This window comes from Shewanella sp. SM55, from assembly GCF_025654025.1.
Classification (GTDB): Bacteria; Pseudomonadota; Gammaproteobacteria; order Enterobacterales; family Shewanellaceae; genus Shewanella; species Shewanella oncorhynchi.
Genome location: NZ_JAKKRS010000003.1, coordinates 1 through 16,454, shown reverse-complemented (window position 1 = coordinate 16,454; position 16,454 = coordinate 1). Strand labels below are relative to the sequence as shown.

Here is a 16,454-nt window from a genome sequence, read left to right as displayed (position 1 = left end):
TTTAATCTCAATTTTGGAGGAAACCTAATGAGCTTAATTAAAGAGTTCAAGGCTTTTGCGTCCCGTGGCAATGTGATCGACATGGCCGTTGGTATCATCATAGGTGCCGCATTCGGCAAAATAGTCTCGTCCTTCGTGGCCGATGTCATCATGCCACCGATTGGTATCATCCTAGGTGGTGTGAATTTTAGTGATTTGAGCATAGTGCTACAGGCAGCTCAAGGTGATGCGCCTTCTGTGGTCATTGCCTATGGCAAATTCATTCAGACTATTATCGACTTTACGATTATCGCCTTCGCCATTTTTATGGGTTTAAAAGCCATTAACACCCTAAAACGCAAGGAAGAAGATGCGCCTAAAGCGCCACCAGCACCGACCAAAGAAGAAGAGTTGCTGTCTGAAATCCGCGATCTATTGAAAGCTCAACAAGAAAAATAATCTCAAACTTAAGTGTCACGCATAAAAAACCCATCTCTAGAGATGGGTTTTGTTTTTACATCAGCGAGATAAGTGATTACTCAACTTCAACATGCACAGTTTCACTGTAATCTTGCACTACTTCTGCCACCCGAATGCGATAAGAGTTAAACAAACAAGGCACTATACCCGTTTGCTCGGCAATACTGTGGGCCATCTGATTGCGCCATTGGGTAATAGAGGCTTGGTCCTCCCAGAACGACAGGCTCAGTACTTTGCCATCGTCGGTTAAGCTCTGAAAACGTTCGATCGAGATCAGCCCCGTACGACCTTCTAAATATTGGCGCATTTCAGCCGCCACGTGCAGATACTCTTCCTTTCCTTCCTTTGTCGGGATGACTTCAAAAATTACCGCGATCATAATGTTCTCCAGAAATGAATGTCCTTAATGTCGACTCTAAGACTAGCCCATCTATCACTCTTTAGCTCACTGATTTTTAGAGTTTTAGTCAATGTGATAACCCTGTCTACAACGAAGGCAATAACCCGAAACATAACAAGTTATTGCTCACGATGACGGCTTACTTGTGATTAATCTGTAGCGAATCAAGCTCATCAATGCACTTATCGCCGCGATATAGCCAGCGATACAAGGTCGGCAAGACGAGTAAGGTCAGCGCCGTCGAGCTAAACAAGCCACCGATAATCACCACTGCCAAGGGCTTTTGGATCTCACTGCCGACACCCGATGACAATAAAATCGGGATCAAACCTAAGGCCGAGGTCAGTGCCGTCATCAATACGGGTCGCAAACGCCCAACCGTGCCCTCATAAACACAATCATAGAGTGCTTCGCCGCTTTGCCTGCGCTGATTAATCGAATCCACCAGCACCACACCGTTGAGCACCGCAACCCCAAATAGAGTGATAAAGCCAATAGAGCTAGGCACAGATAAATAAGTGCCACTGACATACAAGGCCACTATGCCGCCAATCAAAGCTAAGGGCACGTTCGCCATGATGAGCAACACTTGCTTGAATGAACCAAAGGAGAAGTACAACAACAAGGCAATCAAGGCGATAGAAATCGGCACCACTAGCATTAACTTTTGCTGCGCTCGCTGCTGATTCTCATATTGGCCGCCAATGATCACTGTATATCCCGCTGGCAAATCCGCCTTTGGCACTAGGGCATAAATATCTTTTACAACCGAGCCCATATCGCGCCCCGCCACGTTGGCCTGCACCACAACACGGCGCTGCACATCGTCACGGCGAATATTCGGCGGCGCCATTTCCACTTCGACGCTGGCGACTTCCCCTAAGCGCACTGTGGCGCCATTTGTACCACTGAGTAATAAGTCTTTAATCGCATCAGGGCTTTGGCGAAACTCGGCCGCGAGTCGCACATTGATGTCGTATCTGGCATTGCCATCGATCACTTGCCCTGCACTCGCGCCACCAATACCTTGGCTGACGAGGCTCATCACTTGATCAACACTGATGCCGTAGCGTGCCAATAGCTCGCGTTTGGGGCGCACGACCAATTGCGCCTCGCCGCTCACTTGCTCAAGCGACACATCCACGGCACCGGGGATTTTCGCGACGAGATCGGTAAGCGCTTGGCCTTTCTGTGACAATACTGCTAAATCAGGGCCGAAGATTTTAATCGCTAGCTGGGCTTTTACCCCCGAAAGTAATTCATCTACCCGAGTCGCAATCGGCTGCGAAAAGGTCAACAAGAGTCCGGGGAACACGCTGAGCTTTTCCTCCATCAAGCGTTGCAGTTCCAAGCGCGAGCTTGCCGACTGCCACTCTGCTATCGGTTTCAAGCCAATATAGACTTCAATATTACTCACAGGCTCAGGATCGCCGCCCAGTTCAGGCGCACCAATGCGGCTCAAGGCATATTCCACCTCGGGAAATGCTAGCAAAATAGCCTCAAGCTTAGGTGCGACTTGGAGCGAAGTACCTAAACTCGCCGTCGGTGCCAGCGTCACCCTCAAGTTAATCGTGCCTTCCTCCAGTTCAGGCACAAATTCGGTACCCAGCCTTGGTAGCAATAATAGACTCAAGCCGAACATCACCAAGGCGCTGAGCATCACCACCTTTGGCCTAGCAAGCGTTGCCGTGAGTAGCTTGCGATAAGCGGCATCCAGCGGTGCTAAAACCACACTTTGTTTGAGCACCACACCGCGCTTAAACAGATACACAGCAAGGGCTGGCACGGCAATCAGCGCCACCAGCAAGGCCGACATCATTGCCAAAATAATACTGACCGCCATCGGCTGAAACAGTTTGCCTTCAACGCCTTCGAGGGCAAACAGCGGCGCAAATACGACGATAATAATGGCAGTGGCGAAGAAGATTGGACTACATACCTCTTCCGCCGCGAGCATTATCCGAATAACCATATTCGATTCGCTGACATCACCACAGGCTTTAGCACCATCCTCCTCACTGTGATAGGGATCATCCTCACCATCGGCACGCGCCCTCGCCTCGGGTAAATGGCGGCGATCCGGTTGGGTTAAGTGTTTGAAAATATTCTCTACCATCACCACAGAGCCATCGACTAACATACCAATCGCCACAGCTAAACCGCCGAGCGACATCAGGTTTGCCGACAAACCATAATAGGACATCACCATAAGTGCGAGTCCGATAGACACTGGAATCGACAGCAGCACCAGCAAGGTCGCGCGGATATTGACGAGGAACAACGCCAAGATCACCACGATAAACACAAAGGCCATTAGCAGCGCATCGCGCACTGTGGTCACAGCCTTATCGACCAGATCCGCTTGGTCGTAAAACACCTCAAAGGACACGCCATCGGGCAAGGCCTGCTCAATAAGGCTCACCCGCGCACCAATATCGTCAATCGTCGCCTTAGTGTTTGCCCCCATGCGTTTGAGCACGACACCAGCCACCACTTCACCGAGATTTTGCACTTGGCCAGATTCATCGCGGCGCGTCATAGTCACTGCCCCGACACGGATCTCGCTGCCGAAATCCACCTGAGCGATATCGCCAATACGCACTGGCGTACCGCTGGCTTCGGTCAGAGGGATCTGCGCGATCGCCGCCAATCCCGCGTCTCCTGCGGGCAACATGCCATAGCCGCGCACCACAAGTTGCTCTTGGCCTTGGTCCATAAACCAACCGCCAGCGTTGCGGTTATTGCTCTCTAGCGCTTCGGTCACCTGCGCCATAGACAAGCCATAGGCACGCAGTTTATTCGGCTCGACCTGCACTTGGTATTGGCGCACATCGCCACCAAAAGACAAGACTTCAGTCACGCCGCCCACGGGCATCAATATCAACTTCACCAGATAATCATTTAAGCTACGCAGCTCGGCGGCATTAATGCCAGAGTTAGGTTCTGCGCGCAGAATATACTGATAAATCTGCCCTAATCCCGAGGTATTGGGGCCGATTTCCGGCACTCCGACGCCGCTTGGGATCATCTCCCGCGCCGCCTGCAACTGTTCAAACACTTGCTGACGAGCGAAGTAAATATCCGTCCCCTCGGCAAATACCACAGTCACAATCGACAAGCCGGTACGCGATAACGAGCGCACCTCAGTCACAGCTGGCAAGGCGTACATGGCCGATTCCACCGGATAACTGATAAGTTTTTCCACCTCTTCTGCAGCTAAGCCTTCGGCCGCTGTATTGATGGTCACTTGCACGTTAGTCACATCAGGAAAGGCATCGAGATTCAACTTAGGTAACATGGCCACACAGCCCACAATCACGGCGAGCAGAGCCAATACCACTAACAGCCGATTTTTAATCGCGGCTTCGATTAACTTTTGCAACATAGAAAATCTCCAAAATAAGGGCGCTCATATTAGTGGGCGTGAATATCAAAGCCCGCTTTCGCCTGCTCGGATGCCAAGAAGAACGCGCCAGCCACCACGACCTTGAGCTGTGCCTGTTGGGCTTTTTCAAGCTCAGGTCCACGCACTAGACTCAGACCACGTTGACGCTGCACCACTTCTACCTCAATGGACTCGAAGCCATCCTCATCTTGAATAAAAATCTGCCAATCGCCATCGCCGCCACGGGTCAACGCCGTATCGGGCAGCACTATGCCACTGCCGTTTGGATCGGTAGTAGAGCCAGCAAAGTAGAGTTCAGCAAATTGCCCCGCATGCAACACATGATCAGGATTGGGCATACTCACCAGCACTTGCTCGGTGCGCGTTACGCTGTCGAGTTCATGGGAGCGACCGATTATCTTACCTGCCAACGTCTTATCCCCTACTTGCACTAAGGCTGAACTGCCAACCTGGATATGCGTAGTTTGAGTTGGGGTTAACTGCGCCTCCACCCATAAATAGGATTCATCGGTCAGTTGCATTAAGGGCGTGCCCGCGCTAAACACTTGACCTAGCATGGCGATATCCTGCTGCACTCGGCCGTCAATTGGCGCTAAGAGTTGATAACTGCCTATGGCTTCTGGCGTCGATTCCAGTGCACGAATTTGCGCGGGCGTCATCTTAATTGCCTCTAAAATCGCCCGTTTAAGTTCGGCATCCACCTGCGCCTGCATCCGCCGACTGACGCTAACCGCACCTTCACTCATGCGTTTGACTCGACTCCATTCGGCAGCGGCATTAATGTAGTCCGCCTGTGCCTGCGCAACGGCTGCGCCACCCAAGGTAAGTAAAGGCTCACCTTTTTTCACTTCTTGTCCCGGCACCACATGGCGCGCCAACACACGCACATCGAGCTGCGGCGCAAGGGTCGCGGTTCGATCGCGATCCACCACTAAGGTCGCCGTCGCCCTAATATCGAGATTCAAATTGGCGAGGTTCAAGCTATCGCTCGACAAAGGTAACAAGCTAATCCCCGCCAAGGCTTGCTGCGCTTCGGTCAATTTCAACGCCTGTTCGCCGTGTGCATCCGTCGGCGCCGTTTGCGTTACCGAATCCCCGCTTTCCTTAACGACAGGAGCGTGATCACCGCCAGCCAATACGGGCTGAGCGAGAAATGCCAGCGTGCTCAGCACGAATAATGCGAGCGCAATTTTTGATAGGTTAAACCGACGCTTTTCAGACGTCGTTACAGCATCCAGTTGAAGGACATTTTCGTGGTGAGTATTTGAATTCATTATTGTGACCTCATGGGTTTACTGTGCGTGCGGTGGTATTAGATGTTATCGAAGGGACTGAGTTGAGCTTTTCGATAAAAGGCATAAGCTGGCCGCTTTCGCCCATCCAAGTTAACCAACTTTGATAGATAGCCGTTTCTAGGTTTAAGCCCACCAAATAACTGGCGGCTAACTGACGACGGCTCTGTAAGTACTCGCTAGTACTCACATCCCCCGCCTGCCATTGTTGGCTTAAGGATTTAGCGGCTTTAGCACCTGACACTTGCACTAACTCACGCCAGTCTTGGTAACGTTCAAGTAAACGCGGTAACGCATAGAGGAATTGTTTCTGCTTAGCGGTAAGCACTCGCTCACGGGCAAGATAGCCTTGCTCCGCGATAGCGATGCCCTTATCGGCCACTGCCTGTAACTCACTGTAGTTATTGCGAACTTGTAGAGGAATCGACACGCCGACACCGAGCTTATTGTCCGTGCCTTCCTTTTCAGCGCCTAGGCTAATAGTCGGGTCAGCCGAAGCTTCCGCTTTGACTTGCATGACATTAACTCTGGCGAGCAGCACTTGCTGATAAGCACTCGCCAGTGCTGGCAAGGCTGATGTAGAGGTGCCCAACTCGGCCGCTGGCGCTTGCTTAGCCTGAGTCACAAAGAAATGGATCTCTTTGATAAACTCACTAAAAGCGAAATTATTATCCCCAAGTAATTCAATTACTTTGCCATCGGCCACTAAGGCCACCTGCTCGGCTAAGGCGTAGTCGGCAGTATTAGAGGCGACTTCGAGTTGTATCAATTGCAGCTCGACGTTAGACAAATCCCCCGCCGCCAATCGCTGCTCAGCAATATTGAGCTGCGCCTTGGTAAACCTTAATTGCTGCTCGGCAAAGGTCAGCGCCTTACGGCTTTGCGCCTGTTCTGCCAAGGCCAGTAAGCGTTCGGCCAACATTTGGCTACGCTCTAACCCTATGTCTGCTAAAAGGATTTGCGCTTCAAGCTCGGCACGCTGTGTCGCCACGCCGCGCTTGTCACCCCAATCGAGGGTTTGACTCAGCCCTAAGCTATAAGCATCTGTATCAGCATTTTGATAATTAAGCCCAAGTTCTGGGTTATACACAGCGCGATCTGCCGCCTGAATGGCCAGTTTGGCTTGTTGCTGCCTTACTAGTTGCACCTGAACTTCAGGTAACTGATTGAACTGTGTAAGTAACTCAGGCAACCATTGGCCAAAGTTGACATGTGCCGTGTCGGTTTCTTTGGCGGGTAAACCCAGTGATTGCGCCTTAAATGCCTCAACTTCAGAGGCATTGATTTCAGGGGCATTAGCCTCAGAGGCTTTGGTTTCAAGGACCTTGACTTCAAGGACGTTGACTTCAAGAGAATCATTTTCTGCCGCGAGGGCAAAGGCTACCAATCCGGCGGCCAATACTAATCCGCAGCTAAACAAGCCCGATCTAAACAGACAAACTAAAGTACGGGCGAGAATCGTTTTTTTCATCGCAAATCCTAACAATATCGAATGTGGATCGGCTGACTTTTGCGCCCAAAGCGAAACGGCTAGATGTGAGCTTCATTTACATAGCTCAATGCAAAGCAATCATATCGTTCTGGGCATGGCAAATAAGCGCCGATCGAATCATCCCGCCAAGCAATACAGTAACGGCTAAAAAGCCAATGACGGCTCCAACAGTTAACGCTGCGAGCATCAGTTCAAGCGTATCTTTTGGGGGATGAACATAACGGACTTATCACGCGGCAAAATAGAATGAGATCCAATCAGATGAATCAATCGTCCTAGGCCGAGAAATAAGCCGAATATTGGAGAATTAAGCGATAGGAGGGCGGTATTTAGGTAAATTTTCAGGCGGGAAATAGGATACATCGGTAGGCAGATAGACGCTTTCTAACGCCTGTACAGGCTGACTCACTGCCTGAGATAACAACGCCACATGACCGCCATGGCATTGGCAGTCGAGGCATAGGTCAAAATCTTGTATTTCAGTGGTTTTCACTAAGTGGGAATGCAATCCGCTGCTTTGGTTTTCACCCGCGTGATGACTGGTGACACCCGTGGAGTCCGCAAAGCCTAAGGCTTGCTCGCTTGGACAAACGCAATCGACACATTGGGCCAAAGTGGTCACTTGAGCGCTAAATTGCAGATGGGGATGATTCTCAGCTTCTTCCGCACCATTGCCCGCATGTAACTGATGCGCACCCATATTCGCGCCAGCAAATTGCAGCACGATAATGGCTATCAGTAGGGTCACCATTCGAGTAAAAAATGGCTTAGCGGTAGAATTCAAATATCACCTATAGCAAATAACGGATAACGGATAACGGAACATCTGACCCGTATGATAAACATAAGTTCACAGCTCGCAAGCAAAGTCTTTCAAGCTGTGATCTCTAAAGGCTAACGCTGACTTAAACACTCAGTGCTTATTTAAATGCACAGCACTTATTTAAATACACAGTGCTTAGCATAATCAGCGGCTTCGTTAGCAGTCCAATCGCCAGACGGCTTATTTTTCATCTGTTTACACCAAGCATCACTGCCCACTTCTGGCGCGCAGGCACTCAGTCCAGCGGTAAATGCCAACACTAACGCAATCGCACTGACCTTAGAAACTGTCAGCGAAGAAACAGAGCCCGATTTCAATAATGACATACTTAATTCCTTGTAAATATGGCCTAAATTAGACCATTAAATATTCGAACGCTTAGTGATCCAAGCAATCGCTTTGGCTTTCTGTTCGAGTGGAAACCAAGCCACTTCGCCCTGCATAAAAGGCCCGAGTAAGCGCACCGCATTTCCTACCCAATCAGGGCCGCCCACAAACACTAAGGCTTCAAAATTCGGTAACTGGACTTCACCACTACCGGTCAGCGACTCAAATTCCCAGCCTTCGAGTAACACATCTGCCTCAATATACAGGCAAACTTGGCCCCAATCCTTACGATAACTTTTAATCGCAGGCTGTAAACGGGTCCGATAATCGGTGGAGGATAGTCGGCCACTGGCAAAAAGACTGATAACACCCTTAGCAATATCGGGGATTTGGCATAACATAGAGGCACTCCGAATCGAGAACACTTTTGCAGGCAATGGCTTTAGCCAATGCAGCGGCAAAGAATGCGCCCGATGATAACAAATCTATTGGAAAGCCATAAGTCATTATTGATGGCTTCTCAATCCATGCTGAAAAATGCCTAAGTTTGCCATGATAAAAATCTCAAACAGTGTGGAACTTCAGGAAAATGAAATCGAGTGGCAATTTATCCGTTCGAGTGGTGCAGGCGGCCAGCACTTAAATAAAGTGTCCACCGCTGCGCAGCTGATTTTCGATATTAAAAGCTCATCATTACCCGAGTTTTACCAAGAACGCCTGCTCAACAAGGCGGATCACCGCATCACTAAAAGCGGCAAAATCATCATCAAATGCCAAGCGAGCCGCAGCCAAGATGCCAACCGCCAAACCGCCTTGGAGCAATTTATCGCCTTAGTTGCCAGTGTCGGTGAAGTGCAGAAAAAACGCATCCCCACCCGCGCCACTAAAGGCAGCCAAACGCGGCGATTAGAGACCAAGAAACAAAAAGGTGCCACTAAGGCCATGCGCCAACAGAAGAGTGACTATTAACTTAGGTGATAGTTAACTTAGGTGACAATTAACTCAACTGACAGCCAACAATGGCACAGGATTTCAAAGGTATAAACGGCTCGCACATGATCAGCTCACACACAATTGACTAACGAATAATGCAAAATCGATTTGAACAGGTTAAGTTAATGGCCTATGTAGAAAACTGAAATAAATTTATTCCAACTTTAATCCCAGCATTAATCCCAAGGCATGTCGTAAAGGAAAGCGCAATGAGTCACAAAATTTTGCTCGTCAATGGCCCCAATCTCAACCTCTTAGGCCGCCGCGAGCCCAGCGTTTACGGTCATCAAACCTTAGCCGACATAGTGGCGGAGTTAAACCTGCAAGCACAACAGGCGGGAGTTGAGCTCGAACATATTCAGTCCAACGCCGAATTTGAGCTAATCAATGCGATTCATGCAACTGATGCCAAGATGATTATTATCAATCCCGCCGCCTTTACCCATACTAGCGTCGCCCTGCGTGATGCCCTGCTTGGGGTGGCAATTCCGTTCTTTGAAGTGCATTTATCCAATGTACACGCCCGTGAAGCCTTTCGCCACCATTCCTATTTTTCCGATAAGGCGATAGGCGTGATTTGCGGTTTTGGTTCACAGGGTTATGAGTTTGCACTGGCGGCGGCCATTAAGCGGCTCAACCAGCCACAGTAAATTCTATTCAATAGCGTGCTTTGCAAGGGCAGATAAATGGCAATGGATCTTCGTAAAATTAAAAAACTCATTGAGTTAGTACAAGAATCTGACATAGCAGAACTGGCGATCACCGAAGGTGAAGAATCAATTCGCATCACCCGCTACAGCCCTATGCCAGCCAATGTGCAATCACAGCAAGCGATCCCCAGAGCACCTGTGGCGCCTTTGAATGAACAGGCAAAGCAAACAGGCATTTCGCCAAGTACAGAAGGTTTTGTGCAAGTCTCACCTATGGTCGGCACTTTTTACGCGGCGGCAGAACTCGATGATTTGCCGCTGGTTAAAGTCGGTCAACGAGTGAGCCAAGGTGAAGTGATCTGCATTATCGAAGCGATGAGAATGATGAATCCCATCCAAGCCGAGCGCGATGGCGTGGTCAGCGCTATTTGGGCCAAAGACGGCGATGAAGTGGCATTCGATCAGCCACTATTTACCTTAATCTAACCGCTCGCCTTCCCATGAATTGAAGCGCACTTGAGTTTAAGATGCGGTTTTCAAGCCAAGACAGCATTAACCGAGGTCACTATGATATTAATTACCGGCGCCAGCAGTGGTTTAGGCGCGGCGCTCGCATCGCTCTACGCCAAAGAGAATGAAGCACTGACACTCACAGGTCGCCATGCCGAGCGTCTGCAAACCGTCGCCAATGCATTAACGCCCTTCTCCAACAAAACGATCGCCGCGATCACCGCCGATCTCGCCAGTGAATCGAGTCTCGAAGCCCTGTTCGATGGCCTAACGCAAGCCCCTAAAACCGTGATCCACTGCGCGGGCAGCGGCTACTTTGGAGCGATTGAAACCCAAGGGGCGAGCGATATCCAAAGCCTGCTCAATAACAATGTCACCTCGACGATTTTGTTAGTGCGGGAATTAGTGAAACGCTATAAGGATCAAGCAGTCACTGTGGTTGTGGTCATGTCCACCGCAGCACTGGCCGCCAAGGCGGGAGAATCCACTTACTGCGCGGCAAAATGGGCGGTGCGGGGATTTATCGAGTCGGTGCGATTAGAGCTTAAACAAAGCCCAATGAAGTTGATTGCCGTGTATCCCGGCGGCATGGACACAGGCTTTTGGCCCAGTAGCGGTAAGGCTTTAGATACCTCAAGCTTTATGTCCGCCAATGAAGCGGCTAGCATGCTCAAACAAGCCTTAGTTGCCACAGAGCATGGTTATATCGCCGATATCACCATACAAAGGGGCTAAATGTGCGGATTCGAGACGCAGAATATGACCACTGCGTCTCTTCCTTAGCACTCGCTAGTCGGCGCAGTTCGCTGTGTTTAGGGTAACGACGCGACGGCTTTCTCTGTGGGTCAACCACCACATCAGCAGTCCCCCCAATGACAACAAAGACGCCGCATAACCTGTCGCGGCAATGCCTTGTCCAGACAGTATAACTAAACTGCCCACCCAAGGGCCAATTGCATTGGCAAGATTAAAGGCGCATTGCACTAAAGCGCCTGTCATGGCTTGCCCATCGGGTGCCACATCCATCAATCTGGCTTGCACAATAGTGGCGAGCCCTAACCCACAACCGACAAAAAATACCACGGGCATCAACGCCCAGTAATGTCCGGTCAAACTCGGGTAAATCGCTAATACCACAGTGCTTAACACTAACGACCAAAACGCCGCCGCTAAGGCCGACTTATCCGCCGCCCAGCCACACACTAGCGTGCCCAATGTTGCGCCAATACCAAATACCGCCATCATGATCGGGATCTTAAACGGCTCGACTTGTGTCACTTGGATTAAGGTTTCTGCCAGATAGGTATACACGCAGAAGATACCGCCAAAGCCAATGGCCGCGATGCCTAGCGTCAGCCAGACTTCACGATTTTTAAGGGTTTGTAGCTCTTTTTTGGGACTCGCATCAGCGGGCACGGCTTGATTAGGTGCTAAAAAATACACCATTATCGCGGTAATGGTCGCTAAAATCGCCACTATACCAATGCCCGAGCGCCAGCCCACGGTTTGCCCCATCCAAGTCGCAAACGGCACACCGATAATCGTCGCCAGCGTAAGACCAATAATCACCCGCGATACGGCGCGGGCCTTCATTTCTGGTGGCACTAAAGAGGCGGCGAGCAACATAGCCACGCCGAAATAAGCGCCGTGGGGCAAGCCGCTGAGAAAACGAAAAAAGATTAACCAATTCAATGATGGCGCTAACGCACTTAAGCCATTGGCCACCGCCATTAACCCGGCTAAGGCAATCAAGAGTGTTCGCCGTCTGACCCTAACGGCTAGCACCATGATAATCGGCGAACCGACCACAACCCCCAGCGCATAGGCACTAATGGCATAACTCACATGGGCAACCTCTACCCCTAAATCGCTCGCGATATAAGGCACTAAGGTCATGGAAGCAAATTCTGTGGTGCCTAAAGCGAATGTTCCGAGTGCTAAGGCAAGTAACACCCATAATGTACTGGCACCCTTATGCTGGTTTTGGGCAGCCTGATTTCTAACAGTATTCAAACCTCTTCTCCGCTATGCTATAAAACGACAACTAGCTGATAAATAACTAATAAAAGATAATAAAAGATGATAAATAAATTGGAGCCCACTAAGGGGCTCCAATTTCTCAGTCATTTACGTAATGTAAATCTATCTGACTAACTGTTCTTGATAGGTTTGACTGTTCCAGTCGTAGGCGTAAAGCGTGCCTTGCCACTCGTAAAGTGTACGACCATCCTGCTGCACAACCCTAGCATTGCTCGGCAAGCTAGACACACTGTGCGGTGCGCGTGGGCGCAGAGTCGCAACTGTTTTGCCTGTGCCGTTACTAGTTTGCGACACCAGTTGCCCAGTCGATTGTCCGGCCATATTTACAGGCATACTCGACACCATACGGCCTTCACTCGCAGAATACTGCATACTGGTTGTTACCCGTACAGGTGCAGAAATGGCCACAGGTTCATCGTCGTAGGCCATAGGAATCGACAAACCTATGCCCGAATAGGGCGAGTTCCAGTAATTTAGAGCGTAGGCGTCACGCGATGTATTCCAACCCCAATCATTGTTCCAATGGGTGTTCACACCATAACCGACATTCCAACCCGATCCCCACCCCGTAGCGAGCCCTAAACCCAGTCCTAAACCCCAAGGGTAATAAGGTCGATAATAGGGACGATAATGGCGATTATCTTTACGCACATGGCGGTTGTCGTAATAATTGTCATGACGATTGTTGTAATGACTATCGCCACGACTGTGGCTATCACGATGACCGTGACGTTCGTCTTGATCCGAATAGCCTCTATTTCCGGCCACCGCCACAGTCGGCACACTGAGCGCCCCCAAAAGTGAGATCCCCACGGCAAGCGATAAAACCAAGCACTTTAGCGACCGCTTATGCGCGCCATGTGATTGAGTTTGAACACACTTTTCTTGAGCAAACCATACAGGAATATTCATATAAACCTCGAAATAAAGGGCGTAAGCGAGATCTATCGCGACTTACTGGTAACCATTTTACGCTTCCTAAGCTTGAAGATCACTGAATTGGTTAACCCTAAAACAGAAAAATGCTATAGTGCGCGCCACACGGATTTTCACCGCAGAGGCTATTTCCACATGAGTTTTAAGGATTTACGCAGCTTTATTGATCACTTAGAAGCCAATGGCGAACTCAAACGCATTAGCTACCCAGTTGATCCTCATTTAGAAATGACAGAGATCGCCGATCGCGTATTACGCGCTCAAGGCCCTGCGTTATTATTTGAAAATCCCAAAAATCATCACATGCCCGTGTTGGTAAACCTGTTCGGTACGCCAAAACGTGTGGCCATGGCACTCGGCAAAGACGACCCATTAGCCCTGCGCGAAGTAGGCGAACTGTTAGCCTTTTTAAAAGAACCCGAGCCGCCACGCGGTTTTAAAGACGCGATCGCTAAGATCCCTATGTTCAAGCAAGCCTTGAATATGCCGCCAAAGACAGTGCGTAATCCGCCTTGCCAACAAATCATCAAAACCGGCGATGAGGTCGACTTAACCCAATTGCCTATTCAGCATTGCTGGCCGGGCGATGTCGCACCACTAGTGACCTGGGGCTTAACCATCACCAAAGGCCCGCGTAAGAGTCGTCAGAATTTAGGCATTTATCGCCAACAATTACTGGGTAAAAACAAGCTGATTATGCGCTGGTTATCCCACCGTGGCGGCGCGTTAGATTTTGCTGATTTTAAACAACAATTCCCCGGTGAGCGTTATCCGGTTGTGGTCGCACTCGGCGCCGATCCTGTGACCATTTTAGGTGCCGTCACCCCAGTCCCCGATTCCATGAGCGAATACGCTTTTGCCGGTTTACTGCGCGGTGAACGTACCGAAGTCTGTAAGGCATTAAGCTGTGACTTAGAAGTGCCCGCCACCAGTGAAATCATCCTCGAAGGCTATATCGATCCTGAGGAACTGGCGGAAGAAGGCCCCTACGGCGATCACACGGGTTACTACAACGAAACCGATAAGTTTCCAGTATTTACCGTTACTCACATCACTCAGCGTAAAGATGCCATCTACCACAGCACTTACACTGGCCGTCCACCGGATGAGCCTGCCATGCTGGGGGTCGCATTAAACGAAGTGTTTGTGCCGATTTTGCGTAAGCAATATCCTGAGATCGTTGATTTTTATCTGCCACCTGAGGGCTGTTCGTACCGCATGGCAGTGATCTCCATTCGCAAACAATATCCGGGACATGCCAAACGAGTGATGATGGGCGCTTGGTCTTTCCTGCGCCAATTTATGTACACTAAGTTTATTGTCATAGTGGATGAAGATGTGAACTGCCGTGACTGGCAGGATGTGATCTGGGCGATCACCACCCGTATGGACCCTAAACGCGATACCGTGATGATCGAAAACACCCCGATCGACTACCTCGATTTTGCTTCACCCGTTGCGGGCTTAGGCTCAAAAATGGGACTCGATGCCACCAATAAGTGGGAAGGTGAAACCAACCGCGAATGGGGCACGCCAATCGTGATGGATCCAAAAGTAAAACAAAAGATCGACTCAATCTGGGATGAGTTAGGCATAGACGACAGCCCAACCCTATAATTCAGCTTAAGCCATTACTCAAGTATCGGCTTTAGCCAAGAGAATAGGCCAATAACAGGCCTCTAAAGCGACACCTAGACACATACTGTTGAAGAAAGGTGCAAAGGAAGTTTGATGAAAACCATACGTTGTAAGATAGAGAAAGTTAACCCATTTAACGATGCCGTATATCAAGTATTGTTAAGGCCTGAAACCGCCTTCGATTTCCAAGCGGGGCAATACTTATGTGTTGTCATGGGTGAAAAAGATAAACGCCCCTTCTCTATCGCATCAGCGCCAAACGCCGAGCTGATCGAATTACACATTGGCGCCGCTGTAAGTGAAAGCTACCCAATGCAAGTGGTCGAGCGCCTGAAAGCCTGCGCTATTGACGGCAGCACTATCGACATCGAAGCCCCAGGCGGCGAAGCCCACCTGCGTCACGAAAGCATTCGTCCTCGCCTGTTAATCGCCGGCGGCACAGGTTTCTCTTACATTAAAAGTATCATTGAGCACCAAATCGCCCTCGGCCAACAAGTTGAAACTATGCTGTATTGGGGTTGTCGCACCCAAGATGCCATGTATTTTGAAACCATCGCCCGCGAGTGGCACGACGCTCACCCTTGGTTACACTTCGTGCCAGTTATCGAAGAAGCTCCCGCTAATTGGCAAGGCAAAACCGCTAATCTGTTAGCGCAAATCAAACAAGATTTTGTCAGCTTAAATGGCTACGACATCTATATCGCTGGCCGTTTCGACATGGTGGGTGCAGCACGGGAAATCTTCCGCGAGATTGGTGTAGAAGAAGCACATCTCTACGGTGATGCGTTCGCGTTTATCAAATAACGCGATAATTTGTATGCTTGGCTGGCTAACCTTTGCCAGTTGAGCTGCAAATAATAAACCCCAGTTTTTACTGAGGTTTTGTTTTTACATTACGCCGTATTTCACTTATTGGTGTGTTCTAAAGATCTAGAAATTTTCAAGTCAGCGAATAATGTAGTTATTAAGCACTGTCATTCCAGTGACTCGCCGTAAATATATCCCTATAGGCTCGACGGCGGCATCCATGCCGCCAACGGTCACTTACATGCCAATGCTTAATCCAGCCAACTATCCAGTAATCTGTATGCCTTTTTACAAGCACACACTCTGCAAATTTAACAATGGATGGCTCGTTAAATTATCCATGACTGAACTCATGCAATTTGCCTACTCGCCCAGCGGCAACTCCGAGGGGAGGTGTATTCTGTCACTTCGGCTTTAGCTGTTAATACCAATTGTAGTGGCACACTAATTTTGGCCACCTAAATAGAGGTGATATTATTACCTCGTAGATGACTTTAGGTGAACACATGAGATCGACAACCAGAAAAACATTTAGTGCTGAATTCAAACTTGAAGCAGCCCAATTAGTCCTCGATAAAAACCATAGCATCATCGAAGCTGCAAAGGCGATGAACGTAGGTAAGTCCACTATGGATAAGTGGGTGAGACAGTTAAAACTAGAACGCCAGGGTGGCACACCAA

17 protein-coding genes are annotated in these 16,454 nt (G+C 49.6%); 8 read left to right on the top strand and 9 right to left on the bottom strand.

Annotated elements, in window-relative coordinates:
• The first annotated feature begins 27 nt into the window (after positions 1-27).
• Positions 28-438, top strand: coding sequence for a large-conductance mechanosensitive channel protein MscL (gene mscL / locus L5L91_RS05450; RefSeq protein ID WP_105250328.1), 411 nt, complete (start codon positions 28-30; stop codon positions 436-438).
• A gap of 76 nt (positions 439-514) precedes the next feature.
• Here the strand turns inward: mscL and L5L91_RS05445 are convergent, their stop codons facing one another.
• The 7 genes from L5L91_RS05445 to L5L91_RS05415 form a co-directional block, all read right to left on the bottom strand.
• Positions 515-838 carry an antibiotic biosynthesis monooxygenase family protein gene (locus L5L91_RS05445; RefSeq protein WP_263183324.1) on the bottom strand — a complete coding sequence of 108 codons (324 nt, stop codon included), beginning with the start codon at positions 836-838 and terminating at the stop codon, positions 515-517.
• A gap of 160 nt (positions 839-998) precedes the next feature.
• Complete coding sequence (locus L5L91_RS05440; RefSeq protein ID WP_263211736.1) at positions 999-4,244, bottom strand: efflux RND transporter permease subunit; 3,246 nt, start codon at positions 4,242-4,244, stop codon at positions 999-1,001.
• Positions 4,245-4,273: 29 nt separating this feature from the next.
• Positions 4,274-5,539 carry an efflux RND transporter periplasmic adaptor subunit gene (locus L5L91_RS05435; RefSeq protein ID WP_263211738.1) on the bottom strand — a complete coding sequence of 422 codons (1,266 nt, stop codon included), beginning with the start codon at positions 5,537-5,539 and terminating at the stop codon, positions 4,274-4,276.
• 10 nt (positions 5,540-5,549) lie between these two features.
• Complete coding sequence (locus tag L5L91_RS05430) at positions 5,550-7,028, bottom strand: TolC family protein (RefSeq protein WP_076498646.1); 1,479 nt, start codon at positions 7,026-7,028, stop codon at positions 5,550-5,552.
• A gap of 328 nt (positions 7,029-7,356) precedes the next feature.
• A complete protein-coding gene (locus L5L91_RS05425) occupies positions 7,357-7,800 on the bottom strand; it encodes a hypothetical protein (protein WP_076499051.1) in 444 nt (147 codons plus the stop codon).
• A 188-nt stretch (positions 7,801-7,988) separates the two neighbouring features.
• Positions 7,989-8,198: a DUF3012 domain-containing protein gene (locus tag L5L91_RS05420; RefSeq protein ID WP_076498649.1), complete on the bottom strand. Its 210-nt coding sequence runs from the start codon at positions 8,196-8,198 to the stop codon at positions 7,989-7,991.
• Positions 8,199-8,234: 36 nt separating this feature from the next.
• Positions 8,235-8,600 (bottom strand): STAS/SEC14 domain-containing protein, encoded by a 366-nt coding sequence (locus tag L5L91_RS05415; RefSeq protein ID WP_105250333.1) that lies wholly within the window; start codon positions 8,598-8,600, stop codon positions 8,235-8,237.
• A gap of 136 nt (positions 8,601-8,736) precedes the next feature.
• Here L5L91_RS05415 and arfB point away from each other — a divergent pair, with 136 nt between their 5' ends.
• The 4 genes from arfB to L5L91_RS05395 all read left to right on the top strand — a co-directional run bounded on the left by arfB (position 8,737) and on the right by L5L91_RS05395 (position 11,087).
• The gene (gene arfB, locus L5L91_RS05410; RefSeq protein ID WP_263235844.1) at positions 8,737-9,168 is read left to right on the top strand and encodes an alternative ribosome rescue aminoacyl-tRNA hydrolase ArfB; all 432 of its coding nucleotides are present in this window, start codon (positions 8,737-8,739) and stop codon (positions 9,166-9,168) included.
• Positions 9,169-9,401: 233 nt separating this feature from the next.
• Positions 9,402-9,842, top strand: a complete 441-nt coding sequence (gene aroQ / locus L5L91_RS05405; RefSeq protein WP_263235842.1) for a type II 3-dehydroquinate dehydratase — start codon at positions 9,402-9,404, stop codon at positions 9,840-9,842.
• Between the two features lie 36 nt (positions 9,843-9,878).
• A complete protein-coding gene (gene accB, locus L5L91_RS05400) occupies positions 9,879-10,328 on the top strand; it encodes an acetyl-CoA carboxylase biotin carboxyl carrier protein (protein WP_263235840.1) in 450 nt (149 codons plus the stop codon).
• A gap of 81 nt (positions 10,329-10,409) precedes the next feature.
• Entirely contained in the window at positions 10,410-11,087 is a 678-nt protein-coding gene (locus L5L91_RS05395; protein WP_263235838.1) for an SDR family NAD(P)-dependent oxidoreductase, read from the top strand.
• A 54-nt stretch (positions 11,088-11,141) separates the two neighbouring features.
• Here the strand turns inward: L5L91_RS05395 and L5L91_RS05390 are convergent, their stop codons facing one another.
• Positions 11,142-12,365, bottom strand: a complete 1,224-nt coding sequence (locus L5L91_RS05390; RefSeq protein ID WP_105250336.1) for an MFS transporter — start codon at positions 12,363-12,365, stop codon at positions 11,142-11,144.
• A 129-nt stretch (positions 12,366-12,494) separates the two neighbouring features.
• Complete coding sequence (locus L5L91_RS05385) at positions 12,495-13,304, bottom strand: hypothetical protein (RefSeq protein WP_263235837.1); 810 nt, start codon at positions 13,302-13,304, stop codon at positions 12,495-12,497.
• A 159-nt stretch (positions 13,305-13,463) separates the two neighbouring features.
• On the opposite strand from L5L91_RS05385, the gene ubiD reads away from it, so the two are divergent.
• The 3 genes from ubiD to L5L91_RS05370 all read left to right on the top strand — a co-directional run.
• Positions 13,464-14,945, top strand: a complete 1,482-nt coding sequence (gene ubiD, locus L5L91_RS05380) for a 4-hydroxy-3-polyprenylbenzoate decarboxylase (protein WP_173247757.1) — start codon at positions 13,464-13,466, stop codon at positions 14,943-14,945.
• Positions 14,946-15,059: 114 nt separating this feature from the next.
• Complete coding sequence (gene fre, locus L5L91_RS05375; protein ID WP_063883664.1) at positions 15,060-15,770, top strand: NAD(P)H-flavin reductase; 711 nt, start codon at positions 15,060-15,062, stop codon at positions 15,768-15,770.
• A gap of 509 nt (positions 15,771-16,279) precedes the next feature.
• Positions 16,280-16,454 (top strand): transposase (locus tag L5L91_RS05370; protein ID WP_263148818.1); only part of this gene is annotated, 175 nt, incomplete at its 3' end.